Source organism: Pseudonocardia thermophila (genome assembly GCF_900142365.1).
Classification (GTDB): Bacteria; Actinomycetota; Actinomycetes; order Mycobacteriales; family Pseudonocardiaceae; genus Pseudonocardia; species Pseudonocardia thermophila.
The window spans coordinates 59,214-80,508 of the sequence record NZ_FRAP01000023.1; the positions used below are offsets into that span (position 1 = coordinate 59,214).

At 73.5% G+C, this 21,295-nt stretch carries 22 protein-coding genes and 1 pseudogene; 8 read left to right on the forward strand and 15 right to left on the reverse strand.

What is annotated here, in order from left to right; translation table 11 throughout:
- The first annotated feature begins 60 nt into the window (after nt 1-60).
- Complete coding sequence (locus BUE41_RS25160) at nt 61-318, forward strand: DUF2631 domain-containing protein (RefSeq protein WP_159444964.1); 258 nt, start codon at nt 61-63, stop codon at nt 316-318.
- Between the two features lie 12 nt (nt 319-330).
- Complete coding sequence (ligD, locus tag BUE41_RS25165) at nt 331-1,290, forward strand: non-homologous end-joining DNA ligase (protein WP_073459806.1); 960 nt, start codon at nt 331-333, stop codon at nt 1,288-1,290.
- A 38-nt stretch (nt 1,291-1,328) separates the two neighbouring features.
- Here ligD and mug read toward each other — a convergent pair.
- Both mug and BUE41_RS25175 read right to left on the reverse strand, forming a co-directional pair.
- A pseudogene (gene mug / locus BUE41_RS25170) lies at nt 1,329-1,874 on the reverse strand (G/U mismatch-specific DNA glycosylase); the annotation flags it as partial.
- A 9-nt stretch (nt 1,875-1,883) separates the two neighbouring features.
- Complete coding sequence (locus BUE41_RS25175) at nt 1,884-2,306, reverse strand: MarR family transcriptional regulator (RefSeq protein ID WP_143172346.1); 423 nt, start codon at nt 2,304-2,306, stop codon at nt 1,884-1,886.
- A gap of 36 nt (nt 2,307-2,342) precedes the next feature.
- On the opposite strand from BUE41_RS25175, the gene BUE41_RS25180 reads away from it, so the two are divergent.
- The 4 genes from BUE41_RS25180 (at nt 2,343) to BUE41_RS25195 (ending at nt 5,716) form a co-directional block, all read left to right on the forward strand.
- Complete coding sequence (locus tag BUE41_RS25180; RefSeq protein WP_234997560.1) at nt 2,343-2,738, forward strand: MarR family winged helix-turn-helix transcriptional regulator; 396 nt, start codon at nt 2,343-2,345, stop codon at nt 2,736-2,738.
- Nucleotides 2,739-2,776: 38 nt separating this feature from the next.
- Nucleotides 2,777-3,847 carry an ATP-dependent DNA ligase gene (locus BUE41_RS25185; protein ID WP_073459809.1) on the forward strand — a complete coding sequence of 357 codons (1,071 nt, stop codon included), beginning with the start codon at nt 2,777-2,779 and terminating at the stop codon, nt 3,845-3,847.
- 156 nt (nt 3,848-4,003) lie between these two features.
- Nucleotides 4,004-4,873, forward strand: a complete 870-nt coding sequence (locus tag BUE41_RS25190) for an alpha/beta fold hydrolase (RefSeq protein ID WP_073459810.1) — start codon at nt 4,004-4,006, stop codon at nt 4,871-4,873.
- Nucleotides 4,874-5,206: 333 nt separating this feature from the next.
- A complete protein-coding gene (locus BUE41_RS25195; protein ID WP_234997561.1) occupies nt 5,207-5,716 on the forward strand; it encodes a helix-hairpin-helix domain-containing protein in 510 nt (169 codons plus the stop codon).
- An 80-nt stretch (nt 5,717-5,796) separates the two neighbouring features.
- Here BUE41_RS25195 and rlmN read toward each other — a convergent pair whose 3' ends face one another.
- On the reverse strand, nt 5,797-6,900 hold the full coding sequence (gene rlmN / locus BUE41_RS25200; protein WP_073459811.1) for a dual-specificity RNA methyltransferase RlmN: 1,104 nt from the start codon (nt 6,898-6,900) through the stop codon (nt 5,797-5,799).
- A gap of 90 nt (nt 6,901-6,990) precedes the next feature.
- Here rlmN and BUE41_RS25205 point away from each other — a divergent pair, with 90 nt between their 5' ends.
- On the forward strand, nt 6,991-9,642 hold the full coding sequence (locus BUE41_RS25205; RefSeq protein WP_073459812.1) for a PEP/pyruvate-binding domain-containing protein: 2,652 nt from the start codon (nt 6,991-6,993) through the stop codon (nt 9,640-9,642).
- 80 nt (nt 9,643-9,722) lie between these two features.
- Here BUE41_RS25205 and BUE41_RS25210 read toward each other — a convergent pair whose 3' ends face one another.
- The 7 genes from BUE41_RS25210 to rpsB all read right to left on the reverse strand — a co-directional run bounded on the left by BUE41_RS25210 (nt 9,723) and on the right by rpsB (nt 15,349).
- The gene (locus tag BUE41_RS25210) at nt 9,723-10,463 is read right to left on the reverse strand and encodes a hypothetical protein (protein WP_073459813.1); all 741 of its coding nucleotides are present in this window, start codon (nt 10,461-10,463) and stop codon (nt 9,723-9,725) included.
- A gap of 160 nt (nt 10,464-10,623) precedes the next feature.
- On the reverse strand, nt 10,624-11,319 hold the full coding sequence (locus BUE41_RS25215) for a class I SAM-dependent methyltransferase (RefSeq protein ID WP_073459814.1): 696 nt from the start codon (nt 11,317-11,319) through the stop codon (nt 10,624-10,626).
- Nucleotides 11,316-12,185: a phosphatidate cytidylyltransferase gene (locus tag BUE41_RS25220; protein ID WP_073459815.1), complete on the reverse strand. Its 870-nt coding sequence runs from the start codon at nt 12,183-12,185 to the stop codon at nt 11,316-11,318. The genes BUE41_RS25215 and BUE41_RS25220 overlap by 4 nt, the downstream gene beginning before the upstream one ends.
- Nucleotides 12,182-12,739, reverse strand: a complete 558-nt coding sequence (gene frr, locus BUE41_RS25225) for a ribosome recycling factor (protein WP_073459816.1) — start codon at nt 12,737-12,739, stop codon at nt 12,182-12,184. The genes BUE41_RS25220 and frr overlap by 4 nt, the downstream gene beginning before the upstream one ends.
- A complete protein-coding gene (gene pyrH / locus BUE41_RS25230) occupies nt 12,736-13,518 on the reverse strand; it encodes a UMP kinase (RefSeq protein WP_073459817.1) in 783 nt (260 codons plus the stop codon). The genes frr and pyrH overlap by 4 nt, the downstream gene beginning before the upstream one ends.
- 46 nt (nt 13,519-13,564) lie before the next feature.
- Nucleotides 13,565-14,389 carry a translation elongation factor Ts gene (gene tsf / locus BUE41_RS25235; RefSeq protein WP_073459818.1) on the reverse strand — a complete coding sequence of 275 codons (825 nt, stop codon included), beginning with the start codon at nt 14,387-14,389 and terminating at the stop codon, nt 13,565-13,567.
- 96 nt (nt 14,390-14,485) lie between these two features.
- Nucleotides 14,486-15,349 (reverse strand): 30S ribosomal protein S2, encoded by an 864-nt coding sequence (gene rpsB, locus BUE41_RS25240; RefSeq protein ID WP_073459859.1) that lies wholly within the window; start codon nt 15,347-15,349, stop codon nt 14,486-14,488.
- A gap of 341 nt (nt 15,350-15,690) precedes the next feature.
- Between rpsB and BUE41_RS25245 the strand changes: the two genes are divergently transcribed.
- Nucleotides 15,691-16,314, forward strand: a complete 624-nt coding sequence (locus tag BUE41_RS25245) for a M23 family metallopeptidase (RefSeq protein WP_084755804.1) — start codon at nt 15,691-15,693, stop codon at nt 16,312-16,314.
- A 10-nt stretch (nt 16,315-16,324) separates the two neighbouring features.
- On the opposite strand, the gene BUE41_RS25250 is transcribed toward BUE41_RS25245, so the two are convergent.
- The 5 genes from BUE41_RS25250 to BUE41_RS25270 all read right to left on the reverse strand — a co-directional run bounded on the left by BUE41_RS25250 (nt 16,325) and on the right by BUE41_RS25270 (nt 21,247).
- Complete coding sequence (locus BUE41_RS25250; protein WP_084755806.1) at nt 16,325-17,242, reverse strand: FliA/WhiG family RNA polymerase sigma factor; 918 nt, start codon at nt 17,240-17,242, stop codon at nt 16,325-16,327.
- Nucleotides 17,217-18,140: a tyrosine recombinase gene (locus BUE41_RS25255; protein WP_073459820.1), complete on the reverse strand. Its 924-nt coding sequence runs from the start codon at nt 18,138-18,140 to the stop codon at nt 17,217-17,219. The genes BUE41_RS25250 and BUE41_RS25255 overlap by 26 nt, the downstream gene beginning before the upstream one ends.
- 100 nt (nt 18,141-18,240) lie before the next feature.
- Nucleotides 18,241-19,386, reverse strand: a complete 1,146-nt coding sequence (gene dprA / locus BUE41_RS25260; RefSeq protein ID WP_234997565.1) for a DNA-processing protein DprA — start codon at nt 19,384-19,386, stop codon at nt 18,241-18,243.
- On the reverse strand, nt 19,383-20,891 hold the full coding sequence (locus BUE41_RS25265; protein ID WP_073459821.1) for a YifB family Mg chelatase-like AAA ATPase: 1,509 nt from the start codon (nt 20,889-20,891) through the stop codon (nt 19,383-19,385). Before BUE41_RS25265 ends, dprA begins: the two co-directional genes overlap by 4 nt.
- Nucleotides 20,891-21,247 carry a YraN family protein gene (locus BUE41_RS25270; RefSeq protein ID WP_073459822.1) on the reverse strand — a complete coding sequence of 119 codons (357 nt, stop codon included), beginning with the start codon at nt 21,245-21,247 and terminating at the stop codon, nt 20,891-20,893. Before BUE41_RS25270 ends, BUE41_RS25265 begins: the two co-directional genes overlap by 1 nt.
- Nucleotides 21,248-21,295: the final 48 nt, after the last annotated feature.

Sequence of the window (21,295 nt, forward strand, 5' to 3'; positions counted from 1 at the left end):
GTTGTGCGAGGATGAGGCTGCAGTTCAGCGTGCTCAGGAGCGTTGATCAGGAGGATGGCAGTGGCGAGCAGCTCCCGCGAAGTGGCCAGGCGCCCCGAGGAGGACGTTCCCGACCCGGACAGCAAGTGGGGCTGGAACGGCTCGTTCCCGAACGGCGGGCTGGCCGCGGGCATCTTCTGCATCATCGCGCTGCTCGCGATGACCATCGGCAACCACACCGGCCGCATCGAGGACCTCTACCTCGTCGGCACCGCCGCGATCCTGGCCGTCGGGGTGCTGATCTCGATCCGCAACCGCCGCAACGCCTGGCGGCGCTGAGCCGGCGCGGTCATGCCCGGGGTCGAGCTGGAGATCGACGGCCGCGTGGTGCGGATCTCCAACCCCGACCGCGTCTACTTCCCGGCCCGCGGCGAGACCAAGCTGGACCTGGCGCAGTACTACATCTCCGTCGGCGACGGGATCGTGCGCGCGCTGCGTGACCGGCCGTGCATGCTGCACCGCTTCCCCACCGGGGTGACCGGCGAGAAGGTGCACCAGAAGCGGCTGCCGCGCGGCGCCCCCGACTGGGTGCAGACGGTGCGCGTGCACTTCCCGCGCTGGAACCGCACCGCCGATGAGCTGTGCGTTCAGCACATCGCCGACGTCGTGTGGGCGGTGCAGATGTCCACGGTGGAGTTCCACCCGTGGAACTCCCGGCGCGGCCACGTCGAGCAGCCCGACGAGTGGCGCATCGACCTGGACCCGATGCCCGGGGCCACCTACGACGACGTGCGCCGGGTGGCGCACGTCGTCCACGAGGTGCTCGACGAGCTGGGCGCCGTCGGCTACCCGAAGACGTCCGGCGGCAAGGGCCTGCACGTCTACGTGCGGATCGAGCCGCGCTGGGGCTTCAAGGAGGTCCGGCGGGCCGCGCACGCGTTCGCCCGTGAGGTCGCCCGCCGCTGCAGCCTCGTCGACCTGACGTGGTGGCGCAAGGACCGCGATCCCGCGTCGGTGTTCGTCGACTACAACCAGAACGCCCGCGACCACACCATCCGCAGCGCCTACTCGGTGCGCGGGGTCCACGAGGCCGTGGTGTCCACCCCGATCCGCTGGGACGAGATCGACGACGCCGAGCCCGCCGACTTCACCATCGCCACCGTCCCGGCCCGGTTCGCCGAGCTGGGCGATCTGCACGCCGGCATCGACGACGACATCTACGTGCTCGACGAGCTGCTGGAGTGGGCCGATCGCGACGCCCGCGACGGCACCGACGAGCCGCCCGAGCCGGACGTGCAGGACCTCGACTGACCAGTCCCACCCGGGCCGGCCTCGGCGGTGTCGCCGGCCGCCTCGCGCAGCCTGCGGAACTCCTCGACCAGGGCAGGCAGCTGCCAGTGCGCGTTGAGCCCGCTCGGGTTCGGCAGCACCCAGATCCGGGTGTCGCCCAACCGGTCGACCTGCGGCCCGACCTGGGCCTTCGGCCGGTCGAACGCCGTGCGGTAGGCACCGACGCCCGCGACGGCGAGCCAACGGGGTTTCACCCGCGCCACCAGCTCCCGCAGCCGCGCTCCCCCGGCGCGCAGCTCGTCATCGGTGAGCTCGGCGGCGCGGGCCGTGGCGCGCGCGACGACGTTCGTGATGCCCAGCCCGAGCGCGCGCAGCTCGTCCTGCTCAGCGGGGGCGAGCAGCCGCGGGGTGAACCCGGCTCCGTGCAGGGCGGGCCAGAACCGGTTGCCCGGCCGGCCGAAGTGGTGTCCGGTGAGCGCCGTGACGAGGCCGGGGTTGATGCCGCAGAACAGCACCCGCAGCGGCGGGTCGTCCGGGCCGGGCAGCACGTCGGGCACGACGAGCGAGCGGGCAGCGGCCAGCTCAGCGGCGGTGTACCGGGGCACCCGCCGACCCTACGCGGGCACCCGGTCGCCGCCCGGCGCGAGGTTGGCGGCCATACGGCGCAGCACGTCGACGGTCGTGGCGTACTCCTCGGCGCTGATGCCTTCGGTGACCCGGCGGCGCTGGGCCCCGACGAGCACGCCCAGCCGCTCACGCAGCGCGACCCCCGCCGCGGTGAGCGCGTAGCCGCCGTCGCGCGGCTCGACCCAGCCTCGATCGACCAGCTCCGCGACCGCCCGGCCCCGGTCGGCCGGATCGGGCAGGAACGGGGTCAACGCGTCGGCGGCACCGTCCGCGGCGATCGCGTTGAGCAGCTGCCACTGCCGCCGGTCGACGCCCTCGCCCCCGAGCGCGTCGGCGAAGGCCTGCTCCAGCAGGCGGTCGACCTCCTTCAGCCACCATCCGATAAACTTGTTGCCACTATGCATGTACATGTCAATGAACATACACTAGCTGCCGTCGAGGCCGCCATGGTCGCGATCCGGCGCCGGCAGAGCCGCCGCACCCTCGCCCGGGTCGCCGGCGCGGCCGACGACACCCTCCAACCCGTGCTCGACGCGGTCGAGGCGGCCGCGGAACCGATGGGCGTCGGGGAGGTCGCCGCGGCGATAGACGTGGACCAGCCGCGGGCCAGCAAGCTCGTCGCCGCGGCCGTCTCCGCGGGACTGCTGCGCCGCGAGGCCGACCAGTCCGACGGGCGGCGTACCCTGCTCGTGCTCACCGACGCCGGGCGCGAGCGGCTGGCGCACGTCCACGCGTACCGGCGGCGGGTGTTCGCGGCCGCGATGGCCGACTGGACCGACGCAGAGCGGGAGACGTTCGCCCGGCTGCTCACCCGGTTCGTGACCGCTCTCCCCCGTCCGTGAGCCGCATCGGGGTTGCGCCTGCGGGCAGGATGGCGGGCGTGGACCTGCCCGTGATGCCCCCGGTGAAGCCGATGCTGGCCAAGCCGCAGCCGTCGATCCCGGCCGGGAAGCTGTACGAGCCCAAGTGGGACGGCTTCCGGTCGATCATCTTCCGCGACGGTGATGACGTGGAGATCGGCAGCCGCAACGAACGACCGATGACCCGGTACTTCCCCGAGGTCGTGGCGGCGGTGCGCGCGAACTTCCCTGAACGCGCCGTGATCGACGGGGAGATCGTGGTCGTCGACCGGGAGCGCAACCGGCTCGACTTCGAGGTCCTGCAGCAGCGCATCCACCCCGCCGCCAGCCGCGTGAAGCTGCTGGCCGAGCAGACCCCGGCGAGCTTCGTAGCGTTCGACCTGCTCGCGCTCGGCGACGAGGACCTCACCGGCCACCCGTTCGCCGAGCGCCGCGCCCGCCTCGAGGAAGCGCTCGCCGAGGCGTCGCCGCCGGTGCACATCACCCCGATCACCGACGACCACGACCTGGCGAAGCAGTGGTTCGAGCAGTTCGAGGGCGCGGGCCTGGACGGGCTCATCGCCAAGGACCCGTCGGTGGCCTACCAGCCCGACAAGCGGGTCATGACGAAGATCAAGCACGAGCGCACCTGCGACGCGGTCGTGGCCGGCTACCGCGTGCACAAGTCCGGCCCGGACGCGATCGGCTCGCTGCTGCTCGGCCTCTACGACGATCGCGGCGTGCTCGCCTCCGTCGGCGTCATCGGAGCGTTCCCGCTGGCCGCCCGGAAGGAGCTGTTCCGAGAGCTGCAGCCGCTCGTCACCACGTTCGACGACCACCCGTGGTCATGGGCGAAGCAGGAGGCCGGCGAGCGCACCCCGCTCAAGGGCGAGGGCAGCCGGTGGAACAACGGCAAGGACCTCTCGTTCGTACCGCTGCGGCCCGAGCGGGTCGTCGAGGTGCGCTACGACTACATGGAGGGCGTGCGGTTCCGGCACACCGCGCAGTTCGTGCGGTGGCGCCCCGACCGCGATCCGCGCAGCTGCACGTACGAGCAGCTGGAGCAGCCGGTCTCGTTCGACCTGGCGGAGGTGCTCGGCCTGCCGGAGTGAGGCCGGGTGTTCCGTCGAGAACGAAGGTGTGGTGATCGAAAAGCCTTTTCGATCACCACAGGTTCGTTCTCGACGCGTCCGACGCCTCGAGGACTGGACGGGCCCGCGGCGGCGCGCGAGGCTGCGGCTCCCGGTCTCCTCTCCGAAGGGCGCACGATGACGTCACCCACCCGCATCCCGGTCACCGCCCGCGACGGCGCCTCGATCATCACCTACCGCTGGACCCCGGACGGCCCGCCGCGCGGGATCTTCCAGATCACCCACGGCATGGGCGAGCACATGCTGCGCTACCAGCACCTCGCCGACACGCTGACCGCCGCCGGCTTCCTCGTGCAGGGCCAGGACCACCGCGGACACGGGGCCACCATGAGCGGCGCGCCGGGGCACATCGGGGCGACCGGCTGGGCGGCGCTCGTCGACGACATCGACCTGCTCGTCCAGCGCGCCCACGACGAGTTCCCGGACCGGCCGCTGGTGCTGTTCGGGCACAGCATGGGCTCGTTCGCCGTGCAGCAGTACGTGCTCGACCACTCCGCCGACATCACCGCGCTCGCGCTGTCCGGCACCGCAGCGCTCGACCTGCTCGAACCCGCGATCGACCTCGACGCCCCGATCGATCTGTCCGGCTTCAACACGCCGTTCGCCCCGGCCCGCACCGACTACGACTGGCTCTCCCGCGACGATGCGCAGGTCGACGCCTACCTCGCCGACGAGCTGTGCGGGTTCGGACTGGACGCGGAGGCGAGCAAGGCGATGTTCCACGCCGCCCGCGCGCTGGCCGACCCCGCACGGCTGGCGAACATCCGCCGCGATCTGCCCGTCTACATCGCCGTCGGCGAGATGGACCCGGTGAACGGGCAGCTGGCGCTGTCGAACGCGCTCGTCCGACGACTGGAGTCGGCGGGGCTCACCGACGTGACGAGCGTCGTGTGGCCGGGCGCGCGCCACGAGATCCTCAACGAGACCAACCGGGGCGAGGTGGAGGCGGACCTGCGCGCCTGGCTCGACCGGGTCGTGCCCCGCTGAAGGCCGCGGGCCGGGTTGCCGTCGAGAACGAAGTCGTGGTGATCAAGAAGGCTGATCGATCACCACGAGTTCGTTCTCGACGCAGACCCCGGCACGCATGGTGCACGGGTAACGCCGTACGGCGCCATGACGATCACCCGGGTACCCACGACCGCCGAGCCCGGGGAGACCATGTATCAGCACGCTCCGCCACCCCCGCCCGTCGTACCGCAGAGAACACAGACGTCGTGGCTGGGCCGGGGCCGCTGGTACCCGATCGTGGTGGTCCTTTCCGCGGGGATACTCAGCTTCGTTCCCTTCGTGCACGCCGCGGTCCGTACCCGACGACCGCTCATGCAGCTGACAGCAGTCCTGTACACGGCCGCCGTGGTTGCGATGTTTCTGCTCATCGACACGGACCGAGGAGGCGGTGGCGCGATCGCTGCCCTGATGATCATCGCCGCCGTGCACTCCGTGCTCATCCGGCCGTACGTGTGGCCGTCCCTGCGTGGGGGCCCGGTCGCCGATCCCGCGGTGGCCGCCGCGCTCGCGGCCCGGAAGCGACGTCAGGAGACGCGGGCGCTCATCGCCGGCGACCCGCAGCTGGCCCGCGAGCTGCGCATCGGACGCCCCGACCTGCCTGGCCGCCAGTACGACGACGGCGGCCTGGTGGATCTCAACAACGCGCCGGGCTGGGTGATCGCCCAGGTGTGCGACATCGATCGCGCCGTCGCCGAGCACATCGTGCGGGTGCGGATGATGAGTGGCCCGTTCACCACCGTCGACGACGTCCTCGCCCTCGCCGACGTGCCGTACCCGCTGTGGGACCGCGTCCGCGAGCGAGCGGTCGTCATCCCGATCTGAAACCCGGATGTCGCTCGAGAACGAAGTTGTGGTGATCAAAAGGGCTGATCGATCACCACAGGTTCGTTCTCGACGCGGGGTCAGGCGCCCGTGGCCGCCAGCTGGCCGCACGCCGCGGCGATCTCCTGGCCGCGGGTGTCGCGCACCGTGCACGCGATCCCGGCGGCCTGGACGCGCCGCACGAACTCGTCCTGGACCGGTCGCGGGGAGGCGTCCCACTCGCTGCCCGGCGTGGGGTTGAGCGGGATGAGGTTGACGTGCACCCGCTTGCGACCGATCTCCCGGGCGAGTCGCTGCCCGAGCAGGTCGGCGCGCCACGGCTGGTCGTTCACGTCGCGGATCAGCGCGTACTCGATCGAGACGCGCCGACCGGTGGTCACGGCGTAGCGGCGGGCCGCGGCCAGGACCTCGGCCACCTTCCACCGGTTGTTCACCGGCACCAGGGTGTCGCGCAGCTCGTCGTCGGGGGTGTGCAGGGAGACGGCGAGCGTGACCGGCAGGCCCTCGCCGGCGAGCTTGTCGATCGCCGGGACCAGCCCGACCGTGGACACGGTGACGCCGCGCGCGGAGATGCCCAGGCCGGCCGGGGCGGGCTCGGTGATCCGCCGGACCGCGGCGACCACCCGCTGGTAGTTGGCCAGCGGCTCGCCCATGCCCATGAACACGATGTTGGACAGCCGCATCGGCACGCCGAGGGCGCCGTCGCGGGCAGCGACCGCGGCCTGCCGGACCTGCTCGACGATCTCCGCGGTGGACAGGTTGCGCTGCAGCCCGCCCTGCCCCGTCGCGCAGAACGGGCAGGCCATGCCGCACCCGGCCTGGCTCGACACGCACACGGTGGCGCGGTCCGGGTAGCGCATCAGCACCGACTCGGCCCGGGTGCCGTCATGGGCCTTCCACAGGGTCTTGCGGGTGGCGCCGCCGTCGCAGGTCTGCTCCAGCACGGGCTGCACGAGCGGCGGCAGCAGCGACCGCAGGCTCTCCCGCGCCGCCACGGGCAGATCGGTCATGGCATCGGGATCGGCGCAGAGGCGCCCGAAGTAGTGCCTCGCCAGCTGGTCGGCGCGGAACCCGGGCAGCCCCAGCTCCGCCACGGCGGACCGCCGCTCGGTCGGGTCGAGATCGGCGAGGTGGCGGGGCGGGAGCGCGCGCTTGGGCGCGTCGAAGACCAGGGGAAGGCTCATGACCTCGTCGATTGTGCCAGCTGCGCACCGATCGGTGCGGGTCCGGCCGACCGGCTAGAAAATTCATCACATGTTGAGTACTCTTCCGGCATGACGGTCATCGGCACGGTCATCGGTCTGGACTCCCCCGACGCGCGCCGGCTCGAGCTGGTCGGTGGGAAGGGGGCCAACCTCGCCGAGCTCATCGCCGCCGGGTTCGCGGTGCCGCGCGGGTTCTGCGTGAGCACCGCGGCCTACCACGCCGCCGCGGAGGCCGCGCGGATCGCTGAGCTGCTCGCCGCGGGCGGCCCCGATCTCCCGGCCCGCGCCCGCGAGGCGCTCCGGACCACGCCGAGCGCCCCGGAGACGACCGCCGCGATCACCGCCGCCTACGCCGCGCTCGGGGACGACGTGCCGGTGGCCGTGCGGTCCTCCGCCACCGCGGAGGACCTGCCGGGCGCCAGCTTCGCCGGCCAGCAGGACACCTACCTCAACGTCGTCGGCGCCGAGGCCGTCCTGGACGCCGTCCGCCGCTGCTGGGCGTCGCTGTGGACCGACCGCGCCTACGCCTACCGCGAGACCACGGGCATCGACCAGCACACGGTCGCGCTCGCCGTCGTCGTGCAGGAGATGGTGGACGCGCAGGTCGCGGGCGTGCTGTTCACCGCGGACCCGGTGAGCGGCCGGCGCACCCGCACCGTCATCGACGCTGCGCCCGGCCTGGGCGAAGCCGTCGTCTCCGGCGCCGTGAACCCCGACCACATCGTGGTCGAGGACGGCCGGATCGACTACACGCCGGGCGAACAGGCCGTCGCGGTCCGGGCCCTACCCGGCGGCGGCACCGAGCACGAGGAACTGCCCGCCGACACCACCCACGCCCTCACCGACGACCAGGTCCGCGCGCTCGCCGAGCTGGGCCGCGCGGTCGAGCGGCACTGCGGCAGCCCGCAGGACGTGGAGTGGGCGATCGACATCCGCGGCGCGCTGCTGCTCACCCAGGCCCGCCCGATCACCACCCTGCATCCAGTGCCGACGCCGAACCGGCCGGGCCTGCGCGCGTTCTTCAACGTCAGCCTCGCCCAGGGCCTCACCCGGCCGATCACGCCCGCCGGCATCGCGGCGGTCCGCATGGTCGCGGCCACCGCCTCGACGCGGGCGTTCGGCATCCCGGCCGATCCCGAGCTCGGGCCGCCCACCCTCACCGCGGCCGGCGGCCGCATCTTCATCGACGCTACCGAGGGCCTGCGCAACCAGATCGGCCGCCGGCTCCTCCCCCGGATCCTCGACGTGATGGAGGCCCGGTCCGCCGTCGTGATGCGAGCGTTGCTGGAGGACCCGGCGTACGCGCCGCGGCCCGGCTCGGGGCTGCGGTTCCTCAAGCGGATCGCCCGCACCATGCTCCGCTTCCACGTGCCGCCGCAGGTGCTGCTCGCCCTGGCCAGCCCGCCCGCCGCGCGCCGGCGCATCGACCGGATCGGCGCCCGCGTCTACGCGCACCGGCCGCTGGCCGAAGCCGCCACCGCGATCGCCCGCATCGACCACGCCGCGGAGGTGCTGCGCGCGGCGTTCCCGGTGCTGCCGACCGTGGTCCCGGCCGCCGGAGCCGGGTTCGCGATGCTCGGCCTCGCGCGGCTGCTCGCCGGGCAGGCGATCGACGCGAACACCGTCCACGAGCTGCTGCGGTCACTGCCGCACAACACGACGACCGAGATGGACCTGCAGCTGTGGGACCTCGCGGTGGAGCTGCGCGCCGACCCGGAGTCGGCCCGCGTGTTCGCCGAGCTGCCCCCGGCCGAGCTGGCCGCACGCTGGGCCGAGGGACGGCTGCCGCGGAACGCGCAGGAGGGTGTCACCGCGTTCTTGCGCCGGCACGGCCACCGCGCCGTCGCCGAGATCGACCTGGGCATGCCCCGCTGGTCCGACGATCCGACGTACGTCCTCGGGGTGCTCGCCAACTACCTGCGCATGACCGACCCGGAACAGGCCCCGGACGCGGTGTTCGCCCGCGGGGCCGCCGCGGCGGAGGCGGCCGTCGCGCAGGTGGCCGCCGAGGTGGGGGAACGGTCACCCGCGAAGGCCCGCCTGGTCCGCTGGGCGCTGGGCCGCATGCGGGAGCTGACCGGGCTGCGCGAGACGCACAAGGACTACCTGGTGCGGATGATCGCGGTCGCGCGCGCCGAACTCGCCGCGGTCGGCCGGGAGCTGGCCGGCCGGGGCATGCTCGGCCGGGCCGACGACGTGTTCTGGCTCGACTTCGCCGAAGCGCGCCGCGCGGTCGGCGGCGAGGACCTGCAGGCGCTCGTCGCCGAGCGCCGCGCCGAGTACGACCGGGAGCTGCAGCGCCGGCACGTCCCGCGGATCCTGCTCTCCGATGGCACCGAGCCCGAGGCACTCAAACCCGCCGGGGCTGCCGCGGACGGGGCGCTGGTCGGCACCGCGGCCTCCGCCGGCACCGTCACCGGGGCCGCGCGAGTGGTGCTCGATCCGGTCGGGGCGCACCTGGAACCCGGCGAGATCCTCGTCGTGCCCTCGACCGACCCTGGCTGGACCCCTCTGTTCCTCACCGCGGGCGGGCTGGTCATGGAGATGGGCGGGGCGAACTCGCACGGCGCGGTCGTGGCGCGCGAGTACGGGATCCCGGCCGTCGTCGGCGTGCCGGACGCGACCGTCGCCATCACCACCGGCGATCGCATCACGGTCGACGGCGCGGCCGGCGTCGTGACCCGGGCGCCGGCCGACGCACCCGCTCCGGCCGCCGTGTAGCGAGCGGCGGTGGGATCAGCAGCGGGGATCGGCAGCGGGGATGTTCGGCAGGGGGCAACGGCGGGCATCACCAGCGGGGTTCACCGGCGCGGCAGCGCGGCCAGCGCCTCCGCGAGCAGCCCGGCGCGGACCGCGGCGAACCCGCAGCACAGCGCGCCCGCGCCCATTCCGACCAGGCCCTGAGTGTACAGATCGCCCTGGGTGCCGAACGCGAGCGACCCGCCGGCGACGGCCAGCACCAGCAGCGCCCCGGCTACCACTTGCAGCCCGCGCTCGCGGAGGATGCGCACCGAGCGGAACAGCGCGATCGCCACGACCGCGAACGCGAACGGCACCTTGATCTCGCCGAGGCCGAGCCAGCTCAACCCGACCCCGCCGAGCAGGATCGTCACGATCGACCCCGCCGCGATGCGCACCAGGGCGACGCGGCCACCGCGCGGTAGCGGCACGCCCTCCCCCATGCGCCTGCGCAGCGTGATCCCGAGCGCGACGGCCCCGGACAGGCCGGCGGCCAGCAGCAACGTGCCCATGCCCGGCTCGAGCGCGGCCGTGCCGATCGTCCACCAGACCCCGCCGAGGATCGGCAGCAGCAGCGGCAGGGTCATCGGCCGCACCGGCGGCAGCGGGCGGCGCTCCCGCGCCAGGGCAGCTGGCTGCGCGGGCCGATCGGGCCGTTCCGGCGGCACCGGGACCGGTGCCTTCAGCGTCGGCCGCGCCGCCCGCGGGGGCGGCACGACACGCGGCGGCACCCGGTGCGGGACGGTCCGCGGCTCCGGCTGCCTCGGCCGGGCCCGGTTCGGCACGGTCGGTTGGTCGCGCATGGCTCCACGGTAGCGACGGGTCGATCACGGAGGCGTCACGACCGGGGTGATCCACCACCCGGCGTAGCTCGCGCTACTCCGAACGTGCACAGGGTTCTCCACGAACGGCGCTTTCGTCAGCACCGTTGCTGACGAAAGCGCCGTTCGTGGGGCGAGACCGCTACCGCAGGTGCAACCCGGACCGCCGCACGTGCAGCCGGTACCCGACGGGCAGCTCGAGACCGGTGAACTCCCCCAGCGCCCGATCGGCCGTCGCGGCGGAGAACTCGATGCGCAGCACCGCCTCGGCGGTGATGCGGTCGGGGAAGCGCCAGCGCGTGCGGATCCGCCGCATCGTGAACCCCTGGCGGGCGAAGAACCGCTCCACCGCAGCCGGGTCGTAGCGGGGCAGGTCGGCGCGCATCCAGTCGCCGTACGGCGGCACGGTGGCGTCGAGATCGACGATCGCCAGCACCCCGCCGGGCCGCAGCACCCGCTCAGCCTCCGCGATCCCCGGCTCGCAGCCCGGGCCGAAGAAGTACGCGGTGCGCGCGTGCACCACGTCGACGCTGGAGTCGGGCAGCGGCAACCGCTCGGCGCTGCCCTCGCGCACGTCCAGGCCGCGGGCCCGGGCGCGCTCCACGAGCGGCCGGTACGGCTCCACGCCGACGACCGAGGCCGCCTCCGCGGCGAAGACCGGCAGGTGGAAGCCGTCCCCACAGCCGACGTCGACCACGTCCCGCCCGGCGAACGGCGCCAGCTCCCGCAGCGCCGCCCAGATCGCGCCGTCGACGTCCTGCGCGGCGTTCTCCTTGGCGTAGACGTCGGGCCAGTTCCAGATGTTCGGGCTCGGGATCGGCCGCGGCGGCCGCCTCACGCGGGAACGACGAGGGACAGCACCGCCCAGGCCACCAGGGCGGTCGGCAGCAGCGAGTCGAGCCGGTCCATGAGCCCGCCGTGGCCCGGCAGCAGGTTGCCCATGTCCTTGATGCCGATGTCTCGCTTGATCATGGACTCCACGAGGTCGCCGAGGGTGGCGCACACGACCAGCAGCGCTCCGGTGAGAGCACCGGCCCACCACTGCCCGTCCAGCAGGAACGCGACAGCCAGCGCGCCGGCGATCATGCCGGCGGTGAGGGAGCCGGCGAAGCCCTCCCACGACTTCTTCGGGCTGATCGTGGGCGCCATGGGGTGCCGGCCGGCCAGCACCCCGGTCGTGTAGCCGCCGACGTCCGAGGCGACCACGCAGAGGATGAAGGTGATGATCCGCCCCGTACCGTCCGGAGCGACCGTCATCAGCGACGCGAACGAGCAGAGCAGGGGCACGTAGGCGGCGATGAACACCCCCGCGCTGACGTCGCGCAGGTAGTTCAGCGTGCCCGCGCGCATCCGCCACAGCACGACGGCCAGGACCGTACCGGCGAACGCCACCGCCACCGCGGCCAGTCCGAACGGCCAGGCCAGCCAGACGATGGCCTGGCCGCCGACCAGCAGCACCGGCAGCGGGACCTCGATCCCGGCACCGCGGCGCAGCGCCCCCGCCAGTTCCACGGTGCCGATGGCGGCGGCCAGCGCGATGACGCCGAGGAACAAGTGCCGCTCGATCAGCAACGACGCGAGCACGACCGCGCCCAGCACCACGCCGACCGAGATCGCTGCGACCAGATCGCGGCCGGCGCGCGAGGTGCGCGGCGGCGGCTCGGCCACAGCGTGCGACCCGTGCGTACCGGACACCGAACTCAGACTTCGAGCAGCTCGGCTTCCTTGTGCTTCACCAGGTCGTCGACCTGGTGAACGTACTTGTCGGTGGTGGCCTGCAGCTCCTTCTCGGCGCGGGCCACCTCGTCCTCGCCGGCCTCGCCGTCGCGGACGATGCGGTGCAGCTCCTCCATCGTCTTGCGGCGGACGCTGCGGATGGCGACCCTGGCCTCCTCGCCCTTGCTGCGGGCGACCTTGACCATCTCCTTGCGCCGCTCCTCCGACAGCTGCGGGATCACGCAGCGGATGAGCTGGCCGTCGTTGGTCGGGTTCAGGCCGAGATCGGAGTCGCGGATCGCCTTCTCGATCGCCTTCATCGAGCTCGCGTCGTACGGCTTGATGACGACGAGGCGGGCCTCGGGAACGGTGATCGAGGCGAGCTGGTTGAGCGGAGTCATCGCGCCGTAGTACTCGACGGAGATCCGGGAGAACATGTTCGGCGTCGCCCGGCCGGTGCGGACGCCGGCGAGGTCCTCCTTGGCCACCGCGACGGCCTTCTCCATCTTCTCCTCGGCCTCGAAGAGTGCCTCGTCGATCATGGCTGGTCCCTTTCGGTGTCCTGGTCCGGTGGCGTCGCGACCAGAGTGCCGACCCGCTCGCCCCGGACCGCGCGGGCGATGTTGCCCTCGGTGAGCAGGTTGAACACGATGATCGGCATCTTGTTGTCCATGCACAGGCTGAAGGCCGTGGCGTCGGCGACCTTCAGGCCCCGCTCGAGCACCTCGCGATGGGTGATCTCGGTGAACAGCTCCGCCGAGGGATCGAGCTTCGGGTCGGCGGTGTACACCCCGTCGACGCCCTTGGCCAGGAGCAGCGCCTCGGCGCCGATCTCCAGCGCCCGCTGCGCGCCGGCCGTGTCGGTGGAGAAGTAGGGCATGCCCACCCCGGCACCGAAGATGACGACCCGGCCCTTCTCGAGGTGTCGGATCGCCCGGCGCGGGATGTAGGCCTCGGCGACCTGCCCCATCGTGATCGCGGTCTGCACCCGCGTCTCGATGTGGTGCTCGCGCTCCAGGAAGTCCTGGAGCGCGAGGCAGTTCATCACCGTGCCCAGCATGCCCATGTAGTCGGCGCGGGCCCGGTCCATGCCCCGCTCCTGCAGCTCGGAGCCGCGGAAGAAGTTCCCGCCCCCGATGACGACGGCCATCTGCGCGCCGGTCCGCACGACCGCGGCGATCTGGCGGGCGACCGTCTCGACCACCTGCGGATCGACGCCGACGGCCCCACCACCGAACATCTCCCCGCCCAGCTTGAGCAGGACGCGGTTGTACCCGGTTCGGGTGCCGTCTGCGCCGATCCGCGGGTCGGTCAGTGTCATCGGGTCGGAGTTCCTCTCGGCAGAGCGGGCGGCGGGTAGGCCGGTCTCAGGCCAGGCCGACCTCGAAGCGGGCGAAGTCCTTCACCGACACGCCGGCCTCGTCCAGCACCTTCTTCACCGTCTTCTTCGAGTCGTGCACCGAGGTCTGCTCGAGCAGCACGACGTCCTTGAAGAAGCCGTTGAGGCGCCCCTCGACGATGCGCGGCAGCACGTTCTCGGGCTTGCCTTCCTCACGGGCGGTCGCCTCGGCGATGCGGCGCTCGTTCTCCAGCAGCTCCGCCGGCACCTGGTCGCGGGTGGTGTACTGCGGGCGAGCCGCGGCGATGTGCATCGCCAGCGACTTCGCGGTCTCGTCGGCGGCCTCGCCCTCGCCCTCGTAGGCCACGATCGCACCGATCGCGGGCGGCAGGTCGGGGTCGCGGCGGTGCAGGTACAGCGCGACCGGGCCGTCGATGTGCACGTAGTTCTTCAGCTCGAGCTTCTCGCCGATGCGGGCGGACAGCTCCTGCACGGCGTCGGCGACCGTGCCCGAGCCCAGCTTCTCGGCCTTGAGGGCCTCGAGGTCCTTCGGCGTCTTCTCCACGGCGACGGCCAGGATGTCGGCCGCCAGCTTCTGGAAGTCCGCGCTCTTGGCGACGAAGTCCGTCTCGGAGTTGAGCTGGATCATCGTGCCGCCCTCGGCCGCGACCAGCCCGTTGGCGGTCTCGCGGCCGGCGCGCTTACCGACGTCCTTCGCGCCCTTGATGCGCAGCAGCTCGACGGCCTTGTCGAAGTCGCCGTCCGCCTCCTCGAGCGCCTTCTTGCAGTCCATCATCCCGGAACCGGTCAGGTCCCGGAGCTTCTTCACGTCGGCGGCGGTGTAGTTCGCCATCTGCCTTTCGTCCGTTCTGTGGGCGGTGCTTGGGGGTGGGCTGACGGGAGTGCGGCGCGGGGCCGGATCCGCGGCGGACCCGGCCCCGCGGCCTCGTCAGCTCGCGGACTGCGACGCTCCGTTGCTGGTGCTCGACGCGCTGGCGGAGGCCTCGGACAGGCTCGCGCCGTCGGAACCGGCGCCCTGCTGCAGCAGCTCGTTCTCCCACTCCGGGAGCGGCTGGTCGGCAGCGCCGCCCTCGCCCTTGTCGGCGCCCTCGCCGCGGGCCCGCTGGGCCCGGGCCATCAGCCCGTCGGCCGCGGCCTGCGCGATCACCTTGGTGAGCAGGGCGGCCGAGCGGATCGCGTCGTCGTTGCCCGGGATCGGGTAATCGACCTCGTCGGGGTCGCAGTTGGTGTCGAGGATCGACACGACCGGGATGCCCAGCTTGCGGGCCTCGCCGACGGCGATGTGCTCCTTCTTCGTGTCGACGATCCAGACCGCGCTCGGGACCTTGGACATGTCGCGGATGCCGCCGAGGGTCTTCGCGAGCTTCTCCTTCTCACGCGTGAGCATGAGGATTTCCTTCTTCGTGCGGCCCTCGAACCCGCCGGACTGCTCCATCGCCTCGAGCTCCTTGAGGCGCTGGAGGCGCTTGTGCACGGTCTGGAAGTTCGTGAGCATGCCGCCCAGCCAGCGCTGGTTCACGTACGGCATGTTGACCCGGGAGGCCTCCTCGGCGATGGCCTCCTGCGCCTGCTTCTTCGTGCCGACGAACATGATCGTGCCGCCGTGGGCGACGGTCTCGCGCACGAACTCGTAGGCGCGGTCGATGTACGACAGCGTCTGCTGCAGGTCGATGATGTAGATGCCGTTGCGCTCCGTGAGGATGTAGCGCTTCATCTTCGGGTTCCAGCGGCGCGTCTGGTGCCCGAAGTGCACGCCGGAGTCCAGCAACTGCTTCATGGTGACGACGGCCATCGGCCCGTTCACCTTTCGGTCGGGGCGTGGCCGCTCGGCAGCCACGCGCGCGGTTGTCGCGGTGTGCCGGGTCGGCGGCACCGCCCTGGCGCTCGTGCCGGTGGCCGGACCCGCACCTGCCGGGCGGGACCGCCCGCCCACCGCGCCCCCGAACTGCGGGGCCGCACGAACGCGCGAAGTCACCCCGACGGTGGTGCAGGTGTGCCGAGGTGCAGGTCGAGTGTACGCCGCCCGTCCTTCCGGGTGGTCGCGAGGCCCGCGGTTGTCCACACCGGGGAACGACCGTCCACAGACCGGCGGCACCGCCCCCCGTCCAGCCCGATCCGTGCCAGCGTCGGGGCATGGCGACCAGGACCGGGGCAAGGGTGGCGGCGGGCAGGCGTGCGCGCCGCGCGCCGTGGGCGGTGTCGACGCTCATCCTGCTGGCCCTGCTGCTCCTCCCCGCGGCACCGGCCGGTGCGGCAACGCTGCGGCCTGACCAACCGGAGACCGCGGAGCCACCGCTCGGCGCCGGTGTCCCGGCCCCGGGCGCCCGCTACACCTGGCCGCTGCGGCCCCCGCCCGCCGTGCTGGCCCCGTTCCGCAGCCCCGACCACCCCTACGGCCCGGGCCACCGCGGCGTGGACCTCGCCGGCGCGGCCGGGCAACCCGTACTGGCGGCCCGCGCCGGGGTGGTGGTGTTCGCGGGCCCGGTCGCCGGCCGCGGCTCGGTGTCGCTGCAGCACGCCGACGGCCTGCGCACCACCTACGAGCCGGTCGCCCCGCTCGTCACCGCAGGTCAGCTCGTCGGCGAGGGCGAGGTGCTCGGCCGGCTGGAGCCGGGGCACGCCGACTGCCCGGATGCGTGCCTGCACTGGGGCGCCCGCCGGGACCGGCTCGTCTACGTGGATCCGCTGGTGCTGCTGCGAACGCCGCGGGTGCGGCTGCTGCCGGTGCCGCAGGAGTGGCCCCCGCGGCCGGACTGACCGCGAAGCGCTAGCCGGCCAGCTCGTCGAACTTCCCGCGCAGCCGCACCACCGCGCGGGAGTGCAGCTGGCAGACCCGCGACTCGGTGAGCCCCAGGGTGCGGCCGATGTCGGCGAGCGTGCGGTTCTCGTCGTAGTAGAGGCTGATCACCGTGCGGTCGCGCTCCTCCAGCCGCAGCACGGCCCGCCGCAGCATCGCCACGGTCTCCTGCGCGTCGACCAGCTCGCCGGGGTCGGCGGACTCGGCCGCCACGAGGTCGGCGATGCCGCTGCCCTGCTCGTCGAGCGCCTCGACGGAGACGACCTGTACCGGCTGCCGCTGAGCTCGCAGCTCGGTCACGGTGATGCCCAGCTCGGCGGCAAGCTCCTCGTCAGTGGCGGCGCGGCCCAGCTGCGACTCGAGCTTCTCCCGCGCGCGCTCCCGGTCGCGCAGCCGCACCCGGACCGTGCGCGGCACCCAGTCCTGCGCACGCAGCTCGTCGAGGATCGCGCCCCGGATGCGCTGCACCGCGTAGTTCTCGAACCGCAGCCCCCGCTCCGGGTCGAACCGTTCGATCGCCGCGATCAGCCCGAAGAACCCGATCTGCACGAGATCGGCGATCTCCACGTACGACGGCAGCCCCGCCGCGACCCGGTGGGCCACCGACCGCACCAGCGGCGCGTAGTGGAGCAGGAGCCGATCCCGGACCGGGCGCGTCGGGGTGGCCCGGTACTCCACCCAGAGTTCGTCGACGTCGGCAGGGGCCGACTGCTCCGAACCAGTGGTGGGCGGGTCAACCGGCGGTGGCGGCGGCAACTGCAGGGCGTGAACGGTGCGCCGGCGGCCGGGCCTACGCCGGGACTGACCGAGCGTGGCGGTGCCGCTATGCACCCTGAGCTGCAGGTTCTCGACCTGACCGAGCTCAGGCTCGAGGGTGCGCCTGCTCATGAACCACCTTCAGCCGCTCGACGGTGACGTGCGTGTAGAGCTGAGTGGTTGATAGCTTAGCGTGACCGAGCAACTCCTGTACGTAACGGAGGTCCGCGCCGCCCTGCAACATGTGGGTTGCTGCGGCGTGCCTCAGCCCGTGGGGTCCGACGTCGGGTATCCCGGGCACGGCGGTGACCGCGCGGTGGACCACCTCGCGCGCGATCCGCGGGTCGAGCCGCCCGCCGCGCGCTCCGAGGAGCAACGCCCGACCGGACCTCGGGGTGACGAGTGCGGGCCGCCCCGCCACCAGGTAGCGGCGCAGCGCCCGCTCGGCGGGGACGCCGTAGACGACCGTGCGCTCGCGGCTGCCCTTCCCGACGACGCGCAGTGCTCGACGCTCGCCGTCGACGTCGTCGAGGTCCAGACCGCACAGCTCCGACACCCGCACGCCGGTGGCGTAGAGCAGCTCCAGCACGAGCAGGTCGCGCAGGGCGATCGGGTCGCTCTCCTCTGCGCCGGTGGTGGCCGCGTCGAGCACCTCCGCGGCCTGCTCCTCCCCGAGGACAGCCGGGAGCTTGCGGTGCGGTCGCGGTGAGCTGAGCCGGGTCCCCGGGTCGGTGTCGAGCCGCCCGGTGCGCCGGGCCCAGGCGGTGAACGTGCGGGCCGCGGCCGCACGGCGGGCGAGCGTGGTGCGCGACAGCCCGGCCGTGCGCCCCGCGGCGAGCCAGCGGCGCAGGTGGGCGAGATCGAGCGCGGTGAGCTCCGGCAAGCCCTGCAGGAGGCTGCGCAGGTCACTCCGGTAAGCCCGGACGGTGTGCTCCGAGCGGCCGCGCTCGTACCGCAGGTGCTCGGTGAAGGCCTTGAGCGCCGCCGCGACGGGCTCGGCGAGCTCGCCGGGTGCCTGCTCGGTGGCCACCTCACGACGGTCGGGGCCCACGCGCCCCGGGTCAAGCACCGCGCCCGCGCGTCGAGAGCACCGGAGCGGGTGATCTGCACCGCGCACCGCAGCGGAGTGATCAACACCGCCGCCACCGCCCCGCGTCGAGCACGGCGAGCCCGCGGCGTTCGAGATCCACCAGCGCTGCCCGCGCCGCGGTCAGCGGCACCCCGGCCTCGGCGGCGAGCCACGACGCCGGCCGGGCACCGTGGGCGGGCAGCGCGTCGTGCAGCAGGAGCGCCACCGGATCGAGGCCGTCGGTGGGCCGGACGGCGATCTCCGGCTCGTCCGGCAGCAGGTGCTCGCCCATCGGCCCGACGATCTCCAGGACTTCCTCGGGGCGGGTGACCAGCTGAGCGCCCTCGCGGATCAGCCGGTGGCAGCCTGCGGAGACGCCCGACGTGACCGGGCCGGGCACCGCCATCAGCGGCCTGCCCAGCGCGACCGCGTCGCTCGCGGTGCGGCGCGCCCCACTGCGCAGCCCCGCTTCCACCACGACCGTGGCCGTGCCCAGCGCGGCGATGATGCGGTTGCGGACCAGGAAGCGGTGCCGGCCGGGGACGGAACCGGGCGGGTACTCGCTCACCACCAGCCCCTCGGCGGCGATCCGCGCGAGCAGCGCCTCGTGCGCTGCGGGATAGGCGCGGTCGATCCCGCAGGCCAGCACCGCGACCGACGGCCCGCCGCCGGCGAGCGCACCGCGGTGGGCGGCGCCGTCGATGCCGAGCGCAGCCCCGGAGACCACGGTGACCCGGTGCGCCGCCATCCCTGCCCCGAGCTCCGCCGCCACGTGCAGGCCGTAGCCACTGGCGGCGCGAGCGCCGACCACGGCGACCGACAGCTGGGACAGCGCCGCCAGGTCGCCCGGCCCGCGCACCCACAGTGCGAGCGGCGGGGCCAGCGCGGGTGCACCGCACACCTCGAACGCCGCGAACGGCCAGGTCGGCCACTGCCGCGCCTCCGGCACGAGCAGCCGGGCCCCGCAGCGGCGAGCAGCCTCCAGATCGGCCGCGGCGTGCTCAGTGGTGCGGCGAGCCGCCGTCTCGGCCGTGACCTCCTCCGGGACCGCACCCCGCCGCACCCGCGCTGCCGCCTCCACCGCGCCCACGGTCGCTGTGAACCGCGCCAGCGCGGGCGCCGGCGGCTCCGCCACGCGGGAGAGGTAGGCGCGCGCGAGGAGCACCTCCTCGGCTATCCCGCCGGACATCTCGTCGGCCCCGGTCATGCCGCCCTCCGCTCGCGGAAGTAGAGCGCCGCCTCGACCTGCTCGACGCTCGGGCACGGATCTCCCGCGAGATCCGCGAGCGTCCACGCCACGCGCAGCGCCCGGTCGGCGCTGCGGGCGCTGAGCTGGCCCGAGCGCAGGCCGAGGTCGAGCGGCCGCACGACCCGCTCCGGCAGCGCGAAGCGGGACCGCAGCGCGGGCCCCGGGGCCTCAGCGTTGGTCTGCCACCCCTCCCCCGCCCAGCGCTCCGCCGCCGCAGTCCGGGCGTTCAGCACCCGCGCCCGCACGGCCGCGGAGCTCTCGGCCCCATCGGGCCCGGCGAACGTCGTGGCGGGGTACACGCGGGCGTGCAGATCGACTCGGTCGAGCAGCGGCCCGGACAGCCGGGCGAGGTAGCGGCGGCGCGCGGACGATGGGCAGACGCAGTCGCGGTCGTGGACGGGGGCGCACGGGCACGGATTGGCCGCCAGGATCAGCTGGAACCGGGCCGGGTAGGTGACCGTGCCCTCGGAGCGGGCGATCCGCACCTCGCCCTCCTCCAGCGGGGTGCGCAGCGCGTCGAGCAGCTTCGGCCCCAACTCGGGCGCCTCGTCCAGGAACAGCACGCCCCTGTGGGCGAGCGACACGGAGCCGGGCCGGGCGATGCCGGTCCCGCCCCCGATGAGCGACGCGATCGAGCTGGACGGGTGCGGCGCGACGAGTGGGGGCGAGTGTGAGAGGGGCTCCCCGGGCGGCAACCGACCCGCGATCGAGCGGATCGTGGCCAGAGTGAGCGCGTCGTCGTCGGAGAGCGGAGGCAGCAGCCCCGCGAACCGGCGGGCCAGCATCGTCTTGCCGGTGCCGGGCGGCCCGACGAGCAGCATGTGGTGCCCTCCCGCCGCGGCGATCTCGCAGGCCAGCCGCGCATCCTCCTGGCCGACGACGTCGGCGAGATCAGGTTGCGGCGAGTGGACGGCCGCCCGGGCGACCGGTTCGGGCCGGGGCAGGTCGCGCAGGCCGCGCAGCCACACCAGCACGTCGGACAGGCAGGTCGCGCCGAACACGTCCAGCCCGTCGACGAGCGCCGCCTCCGGCAGTGCGGGCTCGGGCACGACCACCCGTTTGAGCCCCGCGCCGCGGGCGGCGATCAGGCACGGCAGGAGCCCGTCGAACGGCCGCAGCCGCCCGTCGAGGGCCAGCTCCCCGAGCAGCGCCGTGCCCGTCAGCGAGTCCGGCGTGACGACGTCCTGGGCACCGAGCACCGCCAGCGCCAGGGCGAGGTCGAACGCCGAGCCGCTCTTGCGCAGCGTGGCCGGGGACAGCGAGAGGACGAGCCGACGTTGGGGCCAGCTGCACCCGGAGTTCACGATGGCGGCGCGCACCCGGTCCTTCGACTCGCGCAGCGCAGTGTCGGCCAGCCCCACCATGTGGACACCGTTCATGCCGTCGCCGATGTGGGCCTCGACCTCCACGACGTGGCCCTCGACGCCGTGCAGCGCCACCGACCACGTCCGCCCGAGGCCCATCAGAACGCCGACCGGTAGTGGGTGATGCGGGCGGGCGCGCCCGGCTCGGCCACGACGGCGACCACGTCGAACCGCAGGTCGCACCAGCGCACCCGGTGCGCGGCGAGCCATGCCTGGGTGACGCGCTTGATGCGGCCGGCCTTCTTCGGGTCGACGGCCTCCGCCGGGGCGCCGAACCGCTCACTGCTGCGGGTCTTCACCTCGCACACGACGAGCTGGTGCGCGTCCGTCGCGACGACGTCGAGCTCGCCGGCCCGGCACCGCCAGTTGCGCGAGAGCACCACCATCCCCTGGTGCTCCAGGTAGCGCACCGCGATGTCCTCACCGCGGCGCCCGAGATCGTCCTTCGCTGCCATGCCCACACGATCGCGGGCGGGCGGCCGCCGCGGGCGCGACCAGCGAAA